Source organism: Halanaerobium sehlinense (assembly GCF_055379485.1).
Map to the genome: position 1 here is coordinate 128,482 of NZ_AP042442.1, position 17,506 is coordinate 145,987.

Consider the following 17,506-nt stretch of genomic DNA (forward strand, 5'->3'; position numbering starts at 1 on the left):
AATTTGGAAAGGATGATTATTTTGAGCAGAGATACTTATTACGTAACAACACCAATTTACTACCCCAGTGACAAATTACATATTGGGCATGCTTATACAACAGTTGCTGCTGATACAATAGCCCGCTATAAGAAAATGCGTGGTTTTGATACAATGTTTTTAACTGGTTCTGATGAACACGGTCAGAAAATTGAAAGAAAGGCTCAGGAAGCCGGTAAAGAAACTAAAGAATATGTAGATCAGATAGTTGAAACATTTAAAGATCTGTGGGATAAGCTTGATATTGACTATGATTATTTTATTAGAACTACTGAAGAACGACACGAAAAAGTAGTGCAAAAAATATTTAAAAAACTTTATGATAAAGGTGACATTTATAAGGGAAATTATGAGGGTTGGTACTGTACCCCCTGTGAATCTTTTTGGACAGAAAGACAATTAGAAGAAGAGAATGAGGAAAAAGTTTGTCCTGATTGTCACCGTCCGGTAGAGTGGGTTGAAGAAGAAAGTTATTTCTTTAAAATGGGTAAATATGCAGATCGGCTTTTAGAACATATTAAAAGTCATCCAGAATTTATTGAACCAGAATCTCGCCGTAATGAAATGATTAATTTCATTGAAAATGGACTTGATGACTTAAGCGTCTCCAGAACTACCTTTGATTGGGGAATTCCGGTTCCAATTGATGAAGACCATGTTATTTATGTCTGGATTGATGCTTTAAGCAACTATATCACTGCGATTGGTTATGAAACTGATCCAGAAAACTTTGAGCATTACTGGCCAGCTGATCTACATCTTGTCGGAAAGGATATACTTCGTTTTCACACAGTAATCTGGCCGATTATTTTGATGGCTTTAGATTTAGATCTTCCTGACCAGGTATTTGGTCATGGATGGCTTTTAAGTGATACAGGAAAAATGTCAAAATCAAAGGGGAATGTTGTTGATCCTGTAGTTTTAATTAATGATTTTGGCAAAGATGCTATTCGTTATTATCTCTTGCGTGAGGTAGCTTTTGGTACAGATGGAACTTATTCTACAGAAGCTTTAATTCAAAGAATAAATTCTGATTTAGCAAATGACCTGGGTAACCTATTGAACAGAACTGTTTCCATGGTTGAACAATATTTTGATAGTGAAATTCCTGAACCTTCCACTGTAGAAGAAGTTGACCAGGATTTAATTAATCTGGCTGCTGAAACAAAAATAGAGGTTGAAGCTCAGATGGAAAAATTGAAATATACTGTTGCTTTAGAAAAAATATGGAATTTTGTTCGTAGGACAAATAAATACATTGATCAGACAACGCCCTGGATTTTAGCGAGAGAAGAAGATAAAAGAGAAAGGCTGAAGACAGTACTTTATAATTTATTAGAATCTTTAAGGATAATAGCTGTGATGTTAAAACCATTTTTAACTGAGGCTCCTTATAAGATGGGAGAACAGCTGGGACAGCTGAAAGCAATAGAAAATGCCAGCTGGGATGACAGTAAATGGGGTGCTTTAGAGACAGGTGTTAAAGTTTATAATGGAGAACCTATGTTTCCAAGAATAGATTTAGAAGAGTACTTTGAAAAGGTTGAGGCTCGCAAAAAAGAGTCTACAGCAGAAACTGATGATAAGGAGGAAAATAATTTGGAATTAGCAGAAATTAAGGATAGGATTACTTTTGAAGAATTTATGGATACTGATATTAGAGTTGCTGAAATTATCGAAGCAGAAAAAATTGAAGGCAGTAATAAACTGTTAAAATTAAAGGTTGATATCGGTATAGAAAAGAGACAATTAGTTGCAGGAATTGCCAAGCACTTCAGTGCTGAAGATGTTATTGGACGCAAAATTTTGATTGTAGCTAATTTAGAACCTGCAACAATTTTTGGGGTTAAATCAGAAGGTATGATTTTGGCTGCTTCAGATCCAGAAGGTAATATGGTTTTATCGACAGTTGGGGACGATATAGCAAATGGAAGTCAGGTAAAATAAAAATTTAACCAGGGGGAATTAACAGTGAAAGATAGAGAGAATATACCTAAAGCAACAATTGAAAGGCTCCCTTTATATTACAGATGTCTTGACAAGATGGATACTTTTGAAGATGTAGATGTAGTTTCATCTAAAGATTTGGGAGGAAAACTTGATATTCCATCAACTCAAGTACGGAAAGATCTTTCCTATTATGGAGAGTTTGGACGTCGTGGAGTTGGATATAATGTTAATGAGTTAAAGAAATCAGTTGGAAAAATTTTAGGTGTTGATAGGATGTGGCCAGCAGTACTGGTAGGAGCTGGTAATCTGGGACATGCTTTAGTTAATTATAAAAGTTTTTCTATGATGGGCTTTGAAATTACTCATGTTTTAGATAATGATCCAGCTAAGATTGGAAATGTGATAAATGAAAGAAAAATAGAAGATTTTAATAAAATAGCTGAAATAACAGCTGAAAATAATATTAAATTAGGTGTGATCGCAGTTCCAACTGAGGCAGCTCAAGCAGTTGCTGATGAGATGATCGAGTCTGGAATTAAAGCTATTTGGAATTTTGCCCCAACTCGACTTCGAGTTCCGGATGAAATTGAAGTTAAAAATGAAGATCTAGCAGTTGGTATAGTTTCATTAATTTATCATTTAAGCTGGCAGGAAGAAATGGAAGCAAAGGGTGAATAAGAAAGTGATGATTGAAACAGCAGTTTTATCCAGCGGCAGCAAAGGTAACTCTACTTATATTCGAGCCGGAAAATATTCTGTTTTAATTGATGCCGGTTTAAGCGGAAAAGGTTTAGAGCAGAGGATGGAGGCGCTTGATTTGCAGGCGGAAGATTTAAATGCTCTCTTGATTACACATGAACATAAAGACCATATTAAAGGAATAGGAATCCTCTCCCGCCGCTATGATATTCCTATTTATGCAAATGATGGAACCTGGGCTGCAGCTGAATCTGAGCTGGGTAAAATAAAAGCTGAAAATCGCAGAGTCTTTACTGGAGATTTTATAGTTGGAGACTTAAATTTCTCACCATATGCAGTATCACATGATGCCGCTCAGCCGGTCGGTTATGTCTGTTATGCAGGCAGTAAAAAGATTGTATTAGCTACAGATACAGGAATCATGGATCAAAAAATGATCGCAAAGATCAAAGGAGCAGATTTTTTTGTACTTGAGTCAAATCATGATTTAGAAATGCTGATGACCGGTAAATATCCTTATTTTTTAAAAAACAGAATAAAAGGGCAGGAAGGTCATTTATCAAATGACGCTACTGCTGCTTTACTGCCTGAATTAATTAAAGATAATTTTCCAACAGTTGTTTTAGCTCATTTAAGTGAAGAGAACAATAACCCTAAAGTTGCTTATATAACAGTTAATAATGCACTTAAAGAAGCAGGGTTTAAAGTTGGAGAAGATTTAAGAATGGGATGTGCTGCTCAATCTAAAACAACACCACTTTTTAGAATTGATCAAAAGGCAAAGAAAAAGGAATTATTTTAATTATGGATATAAATATTATAACAGTTGGCAGCCTAAAATCTTCATTTTTAGAACCCGGCATTCAGGAATTTAAGAAACGCTTAAGCCGCTACTGTAAATTAAATATTATTGAACTGAAGGATGAAACTGTTCCTAAAAACCCTTCTCAGAAAGATATAGAAGCACTGCAGGCTTTAGAGGGTGAGAGAATTATTAAAAATATACCTGAAAGAAGTTATGTTTTTGCACTTGATATAAAAGGTAAGCCCATGACTTCTATTGGTTTTGCTAAATCTCTTAATAATTTGCAGGTTAGAGGTTATAGTTCATTTTCTTTTATTATTGGTGGAGCAACTGGTTTAAGTGATTTTGTATTGGATGCTGCTGATTATAGATTTTCTTTATCACATATGACATTTACCCACCAGATGATTCGTTTAATATTATTAGAGCAGATTTATAGAGCTTTCAAAATTAATAATAATGAGCCATACCATTTATAACTGTGCACCTTCCGTTTGCGAGACCAATTTTTCCCAATTTATAATAAAAATTTAACTATAATGAAAAAAGGTGCCTGATAACTCTCAAAAATTTGAAGAGCTTCCGGCACCTTTAATTATTTATTTTCTAGAATAGAATTCTATTACCAGCTGATCATTAATTTCAATTGGAATTTCTTCAATTTCAATTTCTGAAACTAGTTTTGATTCAAAATTGTCGAAATCTCTTTCTAGATAGCTGATTGGAGTTAGATGTCGATCTAAGAAATTTTCTCTGAATAAATTATTTTTTCTATATTTATCTCTTAGTGTAATCTGATCACCAATTTTGAGCTGATAAGATGGAATATCTATTTTTTTTCCATTGACTAAAATATGTCCGTGAACCACCATCTGCCTGGCCTGTCGTATTGAACGGGCAAAACCAGCTCGATAGACTAAGTTATCAAGCCTTTTTTCTAAGCTTTTAATCAAATTATCACCAGTTACACCATCTTCTTTGGCAGCATTTTTTACATATCGACTAAATTTTTTTTCCATTAAGCCGTAATAAGCACGTAAACGCTGTTTTTCAAGTAGCTGTTGTCCATAATTTGATAATTTTTTATTTGCTCGATTAAAACTTCCATCTGCTCTTTTCATTGCCTTTGGATGTCCATAAATATTAACACCCAACCGTCTTGATTCTTTAAATCTTGGACCTCGTTTTCTGGCCAATTTAAAAGTTCCTCCTTATTAATAACTATTAGCCGCGGTTATTAATCCATAGTCATCTTATCAAGATAATATACTTATTGATAGTTCTTGTTTAACAATTTCTTGATAAAACTACAATACTTTAATAATTTTAGTTAAATTCGTTTACAAAGTAGAGAAGAATATAATATAATATAATTTAGAGTAATAATATTAAGATATGAGGAGTGGAATTTTGAACTGTAAAATTTGCGGCAGTGATGATTTAGAGAAAATAGAGACTGACAATAATTATTATTTTTGTAATAATTGTGAAGCGATTTTTATTGATTCTACAGAAATCGTTGATCCTGATGCAGAAAAAGAACGATATCAGGGTCATGATAATAACCATCAAAATGAAGGTTATGTTAAAATGTTTAAGGAATTTATAGAGGATTTACTGGAGCCAAATATAGATTTCGAAGCAGTAAATGATGTTTTAGATTTTGGCTGTGGACCTGGTCCAGTTTTGGCAGACCTTTTAAGGGATAAAAACTTTGAAGTTGATCAGTATGATCCCTATTTTTTTCCGAAAAAAATTTTCAAAAATAAAAAATATGATTTAATCACTTCTACTGAAGTTTTTGAGCATTTTTCCGATCCCATTAAAGAGATGGAATTATTAACCTCACACTTAAAAAAAGGTTCTTATCTAGCAGTAATGACTTCTTTCCATCAGGGACCCGAAAACTTTGATGATTGGTGGTATAAATGGGATCCTACCCATATTGTTTTCTATAACGAAATTACTTTTAATGAAATTGCTTCAAGTTTTAATCTGGAAATAGTTCATACTGATTTTGAAAAATATATACTTTTTAAAGCTTAGAGGAGGAGAGACTTTTGAAAAAAGTTGTAGTATCTTTGGCTGTATTTTTAACAGTAGTTTTTATTTTGACAGCAGGCGTAAGTGCTGAAGAAGTTGATGTTTGGGAAAAGGCAAGGACGGAAGGTGTTCATTTTCGAGCAGTTGGTAATGAACCTGGCTGGTTGGTTGAAGTAATGGATGATAAAAGAATTAGATTTGTGAATGATTATGGTAATTTAGAGATAAAAGCACCGGTTGATGATTTATGGGTTGGACCAGCAGATGAAGACAAGATTTATTATGTTGAAAATGATGCTGTTCAATTTCAGGTAATTATTATGAAAAAAACCTACCAGGATACAATGAGTGGAGAAAACTTTCCTTACCAGGTAAGGGTGGTTTTTCCAAATAAGAGCTACATAGGTGGCGGCAGATTATTGATTCCAACTGATGATGAAAACTAAATATAATAAAATCCCTGCGGAAATTTTATTTCTACAGGGATTTTTATAATTAATCCATTTTAATTGAAATTGGTGTTTGATGTGCAAGATTATCACTAACAGGACATCTGCTTTCTACTTTTTTTAACCATTCATCTAAAACATCCTGGCTGACATCTGCTTTAGCATCAACTTTTACCTCTATTTCCTTGTAGCCAGCTCTTTTAGTTTCAGATTTACCTCTAAACTTAGCCGGATCAAGCTTACCGCTAAGATTAAACTTTAATTCATCTAACTTAAAATTCATTTCTCCAGCTACTAAATGGCCGACGATATTTAGACATCCAGCCAAAGAAGCTAAAACATATTCGACTGGATTAGGCCCTTCACCTCCACCACCGAGTCTTTCCGGCTCATCAATGGTTATTTTCAAGCCTCCAGCTGTTTCAACTACTGTTTTAGTGGTATTTTTACTTTCTGCTTCAACATTATACTTTGCTATAATTGTAATCACCTTCCATAAAATTTTTGTAATCTCTAACTAATTAATTCTATATTTGATTCACGATTCCTGCCTAAAAAAAAATAATTAATGTCTTTACAGCTGACAAGACAGATGATAAAATAATGAGCAGAAGTGACTTAATAAAAGAGGTGATAAAAATTAAGACTGAAGTTAGAAGAAGTGAGCTGCTGCAGAAATTGAAGAACTCTCAGCGGGCAGTTATTGGATCACAATTAGCAGAAGACTTTGGAGTTAGCCGTCAGGTGATTGTTCAGGATATAGCTCTTTTGCGGGCCAGAGGAGAAAAAATAATTGCAACATCACAGGGATATTTTTATGAGGATAACACTAGAATGTCAACTGTACAAACATCTATCGCCTGTGCACATGGTGATGGGATTGAACTTAGAGATGAACTTTTAACAGTAGTTAATTTTGGCGGTAGAGTTATTGATGTTAAGGTAGAACATCCCATTTATGGTGAGTTGAGTGGTAATTTGATGATCAGTAGTGTTGAAGATGTTGATAATTTCATAAAAAATTACAGGAAAAATGAGGCATCATTACTTTCCAAACTAACTGATGGTGTTCATCTGCATACAATTGAAGCTGTAAATACACAGGTTTTAGAAAAAATAAAAAAAGAGTTAGAAGAAAAGGGTTATTTGCTGGAAGCTTAATATTAAAAAATATTAAAAGTAACTTATGCACTTGGAGGTTAAAAGATGGATCAAGATCAGTTAAAAAAATTACGGTGGATATATACTATATTAATTACTATTTTAGTAACCTTAGCGTTTGTTGTGCCCTATACACTGATGAATAATATTAATCTTTTCCGGGCAGCATTTTTATTTTGGATGATTTTTGCTTTATGCGTTATATTTTTGACAATTAAGATTACGAGTTATTGGAGGAATAATTAATGCCAGCAATCTACTTATATTCAGCAGTCTTTTTATACATACTAATTGCTTCAATAGTTGCTCTGATGGCAAGAAAAGAGATGAATGAAGGAGTTGTAGAATATTTTTTAAGTGGTAGAAACACAGGAGGTTTTGTTGCTGCTCTTTCCTATAGCGCGACAACTTATAGTGCTTTTATGATGATTGGTTTAGCAGGTTTCACATATTCTGGTGGAGTTGGGGCACTTGGCTTTGAACTTATCTATTTATCAGGGCTTTCTTTAGTGGCGTTTTTCGGTCCCAGATTTTGGTTGATTGGAAAAAAGAATAATTATGTTTCCCCTTACGAAATGTTGGGAGATCGTTATCAAAATCAATGGATTGCTTTTGCAGCTTCACTATCAGCCTGCATATTTTTAATTCCCTACCTCGCAGTCCAATTAATGGGAGTTGGTTATCTCCTGAATGGACTCTCAGGTGGTGAAATTCCATTTATTTTCGGAGTAGCAATTGCGGTTGTGCTGGCAATTGCCTGGGCTTTGATTGCGGGTATGAAATCAGTAACCTGGACAGATGCTCTGCAGTCTTTAATTATGATAGTGGTCAGTATTATAATTTTATTTTATGTTGTTTACCAGCATTTAGGTGGTTTCAGAGAATTTTTTATTTCGCTAAATGCTATTGAAGGTGATGTACTTACAGTTCCAGGACCTGGTTTTTTTAATTTCAAAACTTTTTTAGGCTTGAGTTTGCCCTGGTTTTTCTTTTCTATTTCTAATCCACAAGTAAGTCAACGCTTATTTATTCCTCGAGATTTAAAAGCTATGCAAACTATGGTTAAAGGTTTTTTGGTTTTTGGTTTTATTTATACAATTGTTTCTGTTATTTGGGGTTTTTCAGCACGGCTCTTAATTCCAGGGCTGGAGAATGCTGATCTGGCGACTCCAGAACTTTTAGCCTCTCAATATGTGCCAACAATTTTAGCATTAGTAGCTATGATTGGAATAACAGCTGCAGCTATTTCAACAATTGATTCGATAATGCTGACCCTATCTTCATTAGTAGTCAGGGATTTATTTAAAAATGTTGAAGATAATCTGGAACAGGAACAGAATTTAAGACAGCTGCTGACTGCCAAAATAGCAATTTTATTTATAGCATTGCTTGGTTTTTTCTTTGCTATTCAGGAGTTAGACTTAATTGCAGCTTTATCAGTAGCAGCATCAATTGGCCTTTTAGTTGTAGTTCCTTCAATTTTTGGCGCTTTTTTCTGGAAAAAAGCAACAGCTTTTGGCTCTCTGGCAAGTATCATAGTTGGATCAATAACTGCTTTATACCTTCAATTTAGCTCCTTGTCACCTTACGGTTATGGAGCTGGAATTTGGACTCTTATCATTTCTACAGCAGTTTTTGTGATTGGCAGCTTACTGACAGAGGCACCTCGAGCAAAGGCTGATCAATTTATAGATTATATAAATCAAGAATGTAAAGAGAGAAACATAATTTAAATATTATTTTTAAAATGCTGTACTTTATTATGAGTTTTGAAAAAATTAAGCTTGACAAAAGATCTTTTATAAGATAGAATTATAAAAAATCAAGTTATAATTAAAATATAAAATAATAAAAACATTGATCAGGGAAAGTAATTAGAAATATTTATCTCAGCGAAGCGGGGTTAGTGAGAGCCTGCCGATAACTATTTTAATGAAGTTCCCCTGTGAGTTGTCAGCTGAACTAAAAAGTAAGCTTGAACCGGATGTCTACCGTTATCCAGACAGATTATCGGAGTTAAATTAATTCCTGTAATTGCTGAGTGGGCTTTTTAGCCAAAAAGATTGGTACCACGAGAATAACAACCCTCGTTCTTTAATTAGAACGGGGGTTTTTTGATTTTAAAGATACGTACATGCACCGTGAACCTGTCAGTTTTTGTAATAATTTGTCTAAAAAATTCTTAAAAATATTTTTTCTTCATGATAGTTGTTTTAAAAGGTGTCAAAATGAATAACAACAAATTAAAGGAGTGAGTAGATGAGTATTTTAGAGTATGGATATTTAGGCCCTCCTGGGACCTTTAGTGAACAGGCAATTTCAAATTATTGCCAGAAGTATGGAGGAGAGACGAGTCCCTTTGCTTCGATTAGGGATATTGTAGAAGCAGTAAATAGTGACCAAGTTGATCTGGGTTTACTGCCCCTGGAAAATTCATTAGAAGGATCGGTGAATTTAAGTCTGGATCTCTTATATCAGCATTCAGAATTGAAGCTTTATCGAGAAATAATTCTACCGATTTCCCATTATTTATTAGTTCAAAGAGGAGCTGCAGAAGGTGAAATTGATGAAATTTACAGCCACCCTCAGGCAATCGCTCAGTCTGGTGATTATTTAGCTAAAAAATTTAAGAACGCTAAAATTATTTATACAGAAAGCACTGCAGCAGCAGCAAAAAAAGCGGTAAAAGAAAAAAACAGAGCTGCAGTTGGTTCAATTAGGCTGGCAGACATTTATGATTTGGAAGTCATTGGGGAAAACCTGCAGGGGGATCTCCCGAATTCTACCAGATTTGTTTTGGCAGCAAAAAATGATAAGGATTTTTCCGAAAATAATCACTTAGGAGAACTGGCAGAAAGTGATTTCAAAACATCAATTATTTGTGCACCTGAAGTCAATGAAGCCGGGGTTCTCTATCGAATGCTTGGAAAATTTGCTGAGGCAGATATTGATTTGACAAGAATTGAGTCACGGCCAAGCCGTCAGCGTTTGGGAGAATATATTTTTTATATTGATTTAAAAGGCTGTGTCAGTGATGAGCAGTTAAAATTGGCTTTAATGAAAGTGAAAAAAATGTCATCATATTTTAGAATTTTAGGTTCATATCCTAAAACAATAATAGAATAATCATGTATTTTTAAAATTGAATATTTGGGCGAAAAAGCAGTTTTTTTATTTGACAGAACTAAAATTGCCTGCTATAATACTCATTAAATAAATAAATTCACTTTAAAAACTTTGAAAGAGGACCTAGTAAGCAATAAGCTGAAATACACCTCTTGAGTTGCCAGCTGAAAGTTAAACGAGTAAGCTTAAAGGCCGTCGACCGTCGTTATCCGGTGCGGAAGTGTTGGCTTCCAGTAGAGATAATCTGTTATTTTATGAGATTAAAACAGGTGGTACCGCGATATCAATCGCCCTGACTAAGGGGCGATTTTTTGTATTTTTATAGGAAATTTATTATAACTTAGTGTTTATTTGAAGAATTTTAGAAGAATTAATAAAAATAAAAGAAAACAGCTGCAGAATCAATTTCCATAAATTGGTTCGGCAAACTGTAGCTGCAAGTAGAGAGGAGAATTAATTATGATAGCAGTGTTGAAAAGAAACGCAAGTCAAGAAGATAAAAATAAGGTGATTGAGATCATTCGAGAAGAAAACTTTGAGGTTCATCCAATTCAGGGAGTAGAAAAAACAGTAGTAGGTGTTTTGGGAGATCCTGCAAGGAGATCAAACTTAAAAGAAAAGTTGCAGACCTTAGGAGCAGTCGAAAAAGTTGTGCTTATTTCTGATCCTTATAAACTAACCAGCTGGAATTTTAAACAGCAAAAAACAGTAATAGACTTAGGGGATGGTGTTAAAGTTGGTGGTCCTGAACTAACAGTGATGGCCGGACCATGTTCAGTGGAAAATAGAGATCAGATTATAGAAACAGCCAAAATTGTTAAGGCTGGAGGAGCTAAAATCTTACGCGGAGGTGCTTTTAAACCAAGAACTTCTCCCTATTCTTTCCAGGGTTTAGGTGAAGAAGGACTAAAATTAATGGCTGAAGCTAGAGAAGAAACTGGTCTAAAAATAGTGACTGAGCTGATGGATATTGAACACATTGATGTTGTCTGTAAATATACCGATATAATTCAGATTGGTGCACGTAATATGCAGAACTATTCACTTTTAAAAGAGATTGGAAAACTTGATAAACCGGTAATGCTTAAACGAGGTATGGCAGCAACTATCAAAGAATGGCTGCTTGCAGCAGAGTATGTGATGAATAACGGTAATCATGACGTTATTTTGTGTGAAAGAGGAGTTAGAACCTTTGGTGAGGAAACAAGAAATACAATGGATCTTAGTTCAATTCCTTTGGTTCAGCAGTTGAGTCATCTGCCGGTAATTGCTGATCCGAGCCATGGTACAGGACGTTGGGAATTAGTAACTCCGGTTGCCAGAGCTGCTGTTGCAGTGGGAGCAGATGGAATAATGGTTGAAGTTCATCCTGACCCGCAAAATGCTCTATCAGACGGTCCTCAATCCTTAAAACCTAAGAATTTCCAGCTAATGATGGATGAAATAAATGCTATTTCTAAATCTCTGCACAGCTTTGAAGCTAAGGAAAGAAAAATAGCTTATGCTTAAATTCAAAAAAATAGCAGTTGTTGGGATCGGCCTGATTGGCGCTTCACTGGCAGCTGCTTTGAAAGAATCGGATTCTGAAATTGAAATAACTGCTGTTGATAGAAGTGCAGAGAGCATTAGAAAAGCAGAGAACTTAGCTATTATTGACCAGGGATTTACCGAAATTAAGGATAATTTAAAAGATTGTGATTTAATCTTTATTGCGGTTCCAGTAGCAGCGATAGCTTCTGTTATCAAAAAAATTAAGGCAGGCAGTCAGAAACAGCAGCTGCTGGTTGACCTAGGTAGTACAAAAAAAGAAATTATGCAGCAGGCAGCAGAAATTTTAAGGGGTACAGATAAAATATTCATTGGAGGACATCCAATGGCCGGTTCTCATAAGTCGGGTTTAGATTGGCATCAGGCTGACTTATTTAAAAATGCCCCTTTTATCATTACACCCTGGATTCAAGCCGGCAAAAGTTCACTGCCGCTAAATCAGGCTTTAAAGGATTCAGGAATTGAAGCAGAACTGCTGAATCAGCTGCAGGAGTTAATTGAAAAAATAGGAGCCAGAGTTCATATTATTTCAGCTGAAGAACATGATCGCTGTACAGCTTATTTAAGTCACCTGCCTCATCTTTTATCTTCAGCTCTGGTTAATTTAAGCTCTGAAAAAGAATTTGCAGATGAGTTTTTAGAACTTTCTGGAAGTGGTTATCGGGATATGACTAGAATTGCAGGTAGTTCACCAGAGTTATGGCAGGATATAATAATTTCAAATAGAGAAAATATAGCAGAATTAATAGCTGATTATATAGTTGAATTAAAAGAGATCCAGTCTAATTTAGAAAATAATGAAGCAGCTAAGATTTTTAATTTTTTAGCAGGTGCAGCAGAAATCAAAAATAAAAGTAGAGAGAAACGAGGAGGAAACAATGAGCTATCAAGTTAATCCAGGCAAAAAAATTAATGGTGAAATCAAGGTCCCGGGTGATAAATCAATTTCACATCGGTCTTTAATCTTATCATCAATAGCAGAAGGTGAGAGCAGGATTGAAGGACTTTTAGAAGCAGAAGATTGTTTGAGTACGATGGGGATTATGCGTAATTTAGGAATAGAAATTACAAAGGAAGCTGATGGCAGCTACATAGTTAAAGGTAAGGGCCTTGATGGGCTCCAGGAAGCTGATGATGTTTTAGACTGTGGTAATTCGGGGACTTCAATGCGTCTTCTAGCTGGACTTTTAGCATCTCAAGATTTTTATTCAGTTTTAACTGGTGATCACTCACTGCGCAAACGTCCAATGCAGAGAATAATCGGACCACTTACAGATATGGGTGCAAAAATATGGTCCCGGCGGGATGGATTGGCCCCACTCAGTATTAAAGGCCAAAATTTGAAGAGTATGACTTATGAGCTTCCTGTTGCCAGTGCTCAGCTTAAATCGTCTATTTTGCTGGCGGCTTTAAAAACGGAGAGCGAAACAGTAATTGTTGAACCTGCTGTTTCAAGGGATCATACAGAAAGAATGCTCAAAGGAGCAGGGGTGGATTTAGAAATAAAAGAGGATAGGATAATTTTAAAAGAGGCAGCTGAAAGAAAATTAAGTCCATTTAATATTAAAGTTCCGGGAGATATTTCTTCCGCAGCTTTTTTCATAGCAGCTGGTCTTTTAGCAGACAGCGGCAGCCTCTTGATTAAAAATGTAGGTATTAATCAAACCCGCAGCGGCTTCTTAGAAGTAGTCGAGGCAATGAACGGAAAGATTGAACTTTTAAATCAAAAAGATGAGGGTGGGGAACCAACCGCAGATATTTTGGTTAAAGCATCTAATTTAAAAGGCTGTGAAGTAAGTGGAGAGATTATTCCTCGCCTGATTGATGAAATACCTATCATTTCTGTGATGGCTGTGATGGCAGCAGGTAAGACTACAATTAAAGATGCAGAAGAATTGAGAGTTAAAGAAACCGACCGCATAGCTGCAGTAGTAAAGGAATTTAAAAGATTGGGGATCGAAATTAAAGAAAATCCAGATGGGATGGAAATTGTTGGTGTACAAAAAGTCAGAGGTGGAATTGAAGTTGAAAGTTACCATGATCACCGCATAGCTATGTCACTGGCGGTTCTTGCTTTAAATACTGAAAAGGGTATAACAATTAACGGCAGTGAGATTATTTCTACTTCTTTTCCAAATTTTAAAGAACTTTTAGAAGAGGTGAGGGGATGAAAAAATTGATGGATAATATTGCAGATGGAGTTAAGAAAATGAACCGTTATCAGGCAGGTAAAAGCATAGAAGAGGTCCAGAAAGAATATGGCCTGGAAAAAATTGTGAAACTTGCTTCAAATGAGAATCCTTTGGGACCTGCAATTCAGGTTATTGATACAATTCAGTCGGAGGCGAAAAATATTTCTCTTTATCCTGATTCAGACAGCAGAGAGCTTAAAGATGCTCTTTCAGAAAAATATCAATTGGATAAAGAAAGAATTTTTCTGGGAAACGGATCAGATGAGATTTTAGATCTTTTGATGACTTTAATTTTAAATCCAGGTGATGAAGTAATTCAGGCAGATCCAGCCTTTATCAAGTATGATTTAGCAGTTAAATCACGGGGAGGAAAAAGTATAAAAGTACCCTTAGATGCTGATTATAAACATGATCTTAAAGCGATGGAGGCAGAAATAACTGATAAAACTAAGGCAATTTTAATTTGTAATCCAAATAATCCGACAGGAACAATGCTTAAAAAAGAAGAGATCGAATCTTTTTTAGAAAGAGTTTCAGAAGAAATATTAATAGTTGTTGATCAAGCATATTTGGAGTACATAACAGCAGAAAGTTATTTTGATGGGGTAGAGCTGCTGGAAGAGCACTCAAATTTAATGCTGATGCGTACTTTCTCTAAAGTTTATGGTCTGGCAGGGATGAGAATCGGTTATGCTTTAACAGATCCCCAGCTGGTAGACTATCTAAATCGAATCCGAGGTCCTTTTAATATCAATCGACTGGCCCAAAAAGCAGCTGTAACTGCTCTGCAGTCACAATCTCATGTAAAAACCTGTAAAAACTTAAATGATAAAGAAAAAAACTTTCTTTATCGAAAATTTGAAGAACTGGGACTTGATTATATAGAAACACATGCTAATTTTTTAATGGTTGATACCCAGATGCCAGCTGATCAAGTTTTCAGGAAATTGCAGCAGCAGGGAGTAATTATTCGACCGGGCAATCAATTAGGAATGGACAGCTGGATTCGGGTGACTATCGGGACAAGGGCTGATAATGAATATTTTGTTAGGAAACTAAAGGCCTTACTAAAAGAGGAGGAATAATTGAAATGATAGCTGTACTTAAACGTGGATCCACTAAAGAAGATGAGAAGAAAGTAATTGAGTTAATAGAAGCCGAAGGATTTGCTGCTCACCCTGATACAGGTGCAGAGACAACAATTGTTGGTGTTGTTGGAGCTGCTCCTGATAAAAAAGTCAATTTAAAAGAAAAACTGCAGGTTATGAGTGCTGTAGAAAAAGTGGTTGTTATTTCTGACCCCTATAAATTAACAAGTTGGAATTTTAAACAGGATAAAACAATAATTGATCTCGGAGATGGAGTTAAAATTGGTGGTGAAGAACTGACAGTAATGGCTGGCCCCTGTTCTGTAGAAAATAAAGAGCAGATACTCGAAACAGCAAGAATTGTCAAGAGTGCTGGGGCAAAAATACTGCGTGGTGGAGCATTTAAACCGAGAACTTCACCTTACTCATTCCAGGGTTTGGGTGAAGAAGGATTGAAGCTTTTAGCTGAAGCCAGAGACGAAACAGGTCTGAAAGTTATTACAGAATTGATGGATATCGAGCATATTGATGTTGTCTGCAAATATACTGACATTATCCAAATTGGTGCCCGCAATATGCAGAATTATGCTCTGCTTAAAGAGATAGGAAAACTAGATAAGCCTGTAATGCTTAAAAGAGGAATGGCGGCTACAATTAAGGAATGGCTTCTGGCTGCAGAATATGTAATGAATGAAGGCAATCATCAGGTGATTTTATGTGAAAGAGGAGTCCGCACCTTTGGCGAAGAAACCAGAAATACTATGGATCTTAGTTCGATTCCTCTGGTTCAACAGTTAAGCCATCTGCCGGTGATTGCCGATCCAAGTCATGGTACCGGGCGCTGGGAATTGGTTATTCCTGTTGCCAGAGCTGCAGCTGCAGTTGGAGCAGATGGGATTATGGTAGAAGTTCATCCCCATCCAGAAAATGCACTTTCAGATGGTCCTCAATCTTTAAAGCCAGATAAATTTAGATTGTTGATGGATGAGTTAAATGCAATAACTACTTCTTTAAGAACATTTAAGGCTAGAGAAAAGAAAATTGCTTATAATTAAAACTCAATATTAATAATTAAAATAAAAGCAGAAATATAGATTAAAAAAAAAATGGAGAATTGAGAATTTTGAGGAGGCATTTTAATGTTTGAATATTTAACGGCTGGAGAATCTCATGGTCCGAGGTTGACCGCAGTTATAAAAAGTCTGCCAGCGGGCCTGAGGGTAGAGGTTGAAAAAATAAATGAACAGTTATTTAGAAGACAGCAGGGCTATGGCCGTGGTGGGCGGATGAAAATTGAGAGTGACAGAGTAATTATTAATTCAGGTCTGCGTCATAAAAAAACTTTAGGGACACCAATGAGTATGACAGTTGAAAATAGAGACTGGGAGAACTGGTTAGAATCTATGGCACCTGATAAAGAACGAGGAGCTGAAGTAGAGGCTCTTACTAATCCTCGTCCAGGTCATGCAGATTTGCCCGGCGCTTTAAAATATAATCACAGTGATTTGAGAAATGTACTGGAAAGGGCCAGTGCCAGAGAAACAGCAGCCAGAACTGCAGTTGGAGCAGTTGCCAGGCAATTTCTAGAAGAATTTGAAATTGAGGTTTACAGTCATGTAGTTCAGATTGGGAATCTCAAAAGTGAAACCTGGACAGAGCTCAAAGCTAAAAATCCAGAAAGCTTTAATGACCAAAAAAAGATTAATAATTATTTTGAAAAGCTTGATCAAACTCCACTCCGCTGTGGTGACAGAGTAAAAACCGAAGCCATGAAAGATTTAATAGATTCCTGGAGAGCTAATGGAGATTCAGTTGGAGGAGTTTTTGAGATTGTTGTGACTGGTCTGCCGGTTGGTTTGGGCAGTCATGTCCACTGGGACTTAAAATTGGAAAGTAAACTTGCTGCTCAGCTGATGGGGATTCAGGCAATCAAGGGTGTAGAAATTGGATCGGGTTTTAAAGGTGCTGGGCTGCCGGGGTCTAAGGCCCATGATGAAATTTTTTATGATTTAAACAAAGGCTTCTACCGCAGTTCTAACCAGGCAGGGGGAATTGAAGGTGGGATGACAAATGGAGAGGAATTAATTATACGTCTGGCAATGAAGCCGATCCCAACTCTTGCTACAGCATTACACTCAGCAGACATAATTTCAAAAAAAGAAACAACGGCAGCTAAAGAGCGCTCAGATGTTTGTGCAGTTCCAGCCGCCAGTATTGTAGGTGAGGCTGTTACAGCTATTGTCCTAGCCCAGAGTACAGCTGATAAATTTGGTGGAGACAGCATCCAGGAGATTAAGCGCAATTATAAAAACTACTTAGAGCAGTTAAAGAAATTTTAATCGAATAATTTGTTGATTTTAATCGCATTTTAATAATCACTTATTATACTATTTATAGATAAGCAAA

18 protein-coding genes and 1 other annotated feature are annotated in these 17,506 nt (G+C 35.7%); of the genes, 16 read left to right on the plus strand and 2 right to left on the minus strand.

The window, feature by feature from the left end:
* Positions 1 to 21: 21 nt before the first annotated feature.
* From metG to rlmH, 4 genes are read left to right on the plus strand one after another with little or no spacing between them, the layout of a single operon-like run.
* Positions 22 to 1,986, plus strand: a complete 1,965-nt coding sequence (gene metG / locus ACZ446_RS00615; RefSeq protein ID WP_464394359.1) for a methionine--tRNA ligase — start codon at positions 22 to 24, stop codon at positions 1,984 to 1,986.
* A gap of 24 nt (positions 1,987 to 2,010) precedes the next feature.
* Positions 2,011 to 2,667 carry a redox-sensing transcriptional repressor Rex gene (locus ACZ446_RS00620; protein ID WP_464393234.1) on the plus strand — a complete coding sequence of 219 codons (657 nt, stop codon included), beginning with the start codon at positions 2,011 to 2,013 and terminating at the stop codon, positions 2,665 to 2,667.
* Positions 2,660 to 3,490 (plus strand): MBL fold metallo-hydrolase, encoded by an 831-nt coding sequence (locus tag ACZ446_RS00625; protein WP_464393235.1) that lies wholly within the window; start codon positions 2,660 to 2,662, stop codon positions 3,488 to 3,490. Before ACZ446_RS00620 ends, ACZ446_RS00625 begins: the two co-directional genes overlap by 8 nt.
* 2 nt (positions 3,491 to 3,492) lie before the next feature.
* The gene (gene rlmH, locus ACZ446_RS00630) at positions 3,493 to 3,972 is read left to right on the plus strand and encodes a 23S rRNA (pseudouridine(1915)-N(3))-methyltransferase RlmH (RefSeq protein ID WP_464393236.1); all 480 of its coding nucleotides are present in this window, start codon (positions 3,493 to 3,495) and stop codon (positions 3,970 to 3,972) included.
* 120 nt (positions 3,973 to 4,092) lie between these two features.
* On the opposite strand, the gene rpsD is transcribed toward rlmH, so the two are convergent.
* Positions 4,093 to 4,689: a 30S ribosomal protein S4 gene (gene rpsD, locus ACZ446_RS00635; protein WP_464393237.1), complete on the minus strand. Its 597-nt coding sequence runs from the start codon at positions 4,687 to 4,689 to the stop codon at positions 4,093 to 4,095.
* A gap of 214 nt (positions 4,690 to 4,903) precedes the next feature.
* Between rpsD and ACZ446_RS00640 the strand changes: the two genes are divergently transcribed.
* Positions 4,904 to 5,539, plus strand: coding sequence for a class I SAM-dependent methyltransferase (locus tag ACZ446_RS00640; RefSeq protein WP_464393238.1), 636 nt, complete (start codon positions 4,904 to 4,906; stop codon positions 5,537 to 5,539).
* A 14-nt stretch (positions 5,540 to 5,553) separates the two neighbouring features.
* Positions 5,554 to 5,982 (plus strand): hypothetical protein, encoded by a 429-nt coding sequence (locus tag ACZ446_RS00645; protein ID WP_464393239.1) that lies wholly within the window; start codon positions 5,554 to 5,556, stop codon positions 5,980 to 5,982.
* A 49-nt stretch (positions 5,983 to 6,031) separates the two neighbouring features.
* Here the strand turns inward: ACZ446_RS00645 and ACZ446_RS00650 are convergent, their stop codons facing one another.
* Positions 6,032 to 6,475 carry an OsmC family protein gene (locus ACZ446_RS00650; RefSeq protein ID WP_464393240.1) on the minus strand — a complete coding sequence of 148 codons (444 nt, stop codon included), beginning with the start codon at positions 6,473 to 6,475 and terminating at the stop codon, positions 6,032 to 6,034.
* Positions 6,476 to 6,588: 113 nt separating this feature from the next.
* On the opposite strand from ACZ446_RS00650, the gene ACZ446_RS00655 reads away from it, so the two are divergent.
* From ACZ446_RS00655 to aroC, 10 genes are all read left to right on the plus strand, one after another.
* On the plus strand, positions 6,589 to 7,146 hold the full coding sequence (locus ACZ446_RS00655) for a 3H domain-containing protein (RefSeq protein WP_464393241.1): 558 nt from the start codon (positions 6,589 to 6,591) through the stop codon (positions 7,144 to 7,146).
* A 45-nt stretch (positions 7,147 to 7,191) separates the two neighbouring features.
* A complete protein-coding gene (locus tag ACZ446_RS00660; protein WP_464393242.1) occupies positions 7,192 to 7,392 on the plus strand; it encodes a hypothetical protein in 201 nt (66 codons plus the stop codon).
* A complete protein-coding gene (locus tag ACZ446_RS00665; RefSeq protein WP_464393243.1) occupies positions 7,392 to 8,879 on the plus strand; it encodes a sodium:solute symporter family protein in 1,488 nt (495 codons plus the stop codon). Before ACZ446_RS00660 ends, ACZ446_RS00665 begins: the two co-directional genes overlap by 1 nt.
* Positions 8,880 to 8,994: 115 nt before the next feature.
* Positions 8,995 to 9,243, plus strand: a binding site (T-box leader).
* A gap of 162 nt (positions 9,244 to 9,405) precedes the next feature.
* Positions 9,406 to 10,272 (plus strand): prephenate dehydratase, encoded by an 867-nt coding sequence (gene pheA, locus ACZ446_RS00670; protein ID WP_464393244.1) that lies wholly within the window; start codon positions 9,406 to 9,408, stop codon positions 10,270 to 10,272.
* Between the two features lie 459 nt (positions 10,273 to 10,731).
* Positions 10,732 to 11,781: a 3-deoxy-7-phosphoheptulonate synthase gene (aroF, locus tag ACZ446_RS00675; protein ID WP_464393245.1), complete on the plus strand. Its 1,050-nt coding sequence runs from the start codon at positions 10,732 to 10,734 to the stop codon at positions 11,779 to 11,781.
* Entirely contained in the window at positions 11,774 to 12,715 is a 942-nt protein-coding gene (locus ACZ446_RS00680; RefSeq protein ID WP_464393246.1) for a prephenate dehydrogenase, read from the plus strand. The genes aroF (ACZ446_RS00675) and ACZ446_RS00680 overlap by 8 nt, the downstream gene beginning before the upstream one ends.
* Positions 12,699 to 13,991: a 3-phosphoshikimate 1-carboxyvinyltransferase gene (aroA, locus tag ACZ446_RS00685; RefSeq protein WP_464393247.1), complete on the plus strand. Its 1,293-nt coding sequence runs from the start codon at positions 12,699 to 12,701 to the stop codon at positions 13,989 to 13,991. Before ACZ446_RS00680 ends, aroA begins: the two co-directional genes overlap by 17 nt.
* Positions 13,988 to 15,097: a histidinol-phosphate transaminase gene (gene hisC / locus ACZ446_RS00690; RefSeq protein WP_464393248.1), complete on the plus strand. Its 1,110-nt coding sequence runs from the start codon at positions 13,988 to 13,990 to the stop codon at positions 15,095 to 15,097. Before aroA ends, hisC begins: the two co-directional genes overlap by 4 nt.
* A 5-nt stretch (positions 15,098 to 15,102) precedes the next feature.
* On the plus strand, positions 15,103 to 16,155 hold the full coding sequence (gene aroF, locus ACZ446_RS00695; RefSeq protein ID WP_464393249.1) for a 3-deoxy-7-phosphoheptulonate synthase: 1,053 nt from the start codon (positions 15,103 to 15,105) through the stop codon (positions 16,153 to 16,155).
* Between the two features lie 84 nt (positions 16,156 to 16,239).
* Positions 16,240 to 17,439, plus strand: coding sequence for a chorismate synthase (gene aroC / locus ACZ446_RS00700; protein WP_464393250.1), 1,200 nt, complete (start codon positions 16,240 to 16,242; stop codon positions 17,437 to 17,439).
* Positions 17,440 to 17,506 lie beyond the last annotated feature (67 nt).

Coding starts and splice junctions, on each gene's coding strand:
- ACZ446_RS00680 (WP_464393246.1), top strand. CDS start 11,774: ATGCTTAAATTCAAAAAAATAGCAGTTGTTGGGATCGGCCTGATTGGC.
- ACZ446_RS00660 (WP_464393242.1), top strand. CDS start 7,192: ATGGATCAAGATCAGTTAAAAAAATTACGGTGGATATATACTATATTA.
- aroF (WP_464393249.1), top strand. CDS start 15,103: ATGATAGCTGTACTTAAACGTGGATCCACTAAAGAAGATGAGAAGAAA.
- hisC (WP_464393248.1), top strand. CDS start 13,988: ATGAAAAAATTGATGGATAATATTGCAGATGGAGTTAAGAAAATGAAC.
- ACZ446_RS00655 (WP_464393241.1), top strand. CDS start 6,589: ATGAGCAGAAGTGACTTAATAAAAGAGGTGATAAAAATTAAGACTGAA.
- pheA (WP_464393244.1), top strand. CDS start 9,406: ATGAGTATTTTAGAGTATGGATATTTAGGCCCTCCTGGGACCTTTAGT.
- ACZ446_RS00665 (WP_464393243.1), top strand. CDS start 7,392: ATGCCAGCAATCTACTTATATTCAGCAGTCTTTTTATACATACTAATT.
- aroF (WP_464393245.1), top strand. CDS start 10,732: ATGATAGCAGTGTTGAAAAGAAACGCAAGTCAAGAAGATAAAAATAAG.
- aroC (WP_464393250.1), top strand. CDS start 16,240: ATGTTTGAATATTTAACGGCTGGAGAATCTCATGGTCCGAGGTTGACC.
- aroA (WP_464393247.1), top strand. CDS start 12,699: ATGAGCTATCAAGTTAATCCAGGCAAAAAAATTAATGGTGAAATCAAG.
- rlmH (WP_464393236.1), top strand. CDS start 3,493: ATGGATATAAATATTATAACAGTTGGCAGCCTAAAATCTTCATTTTTA.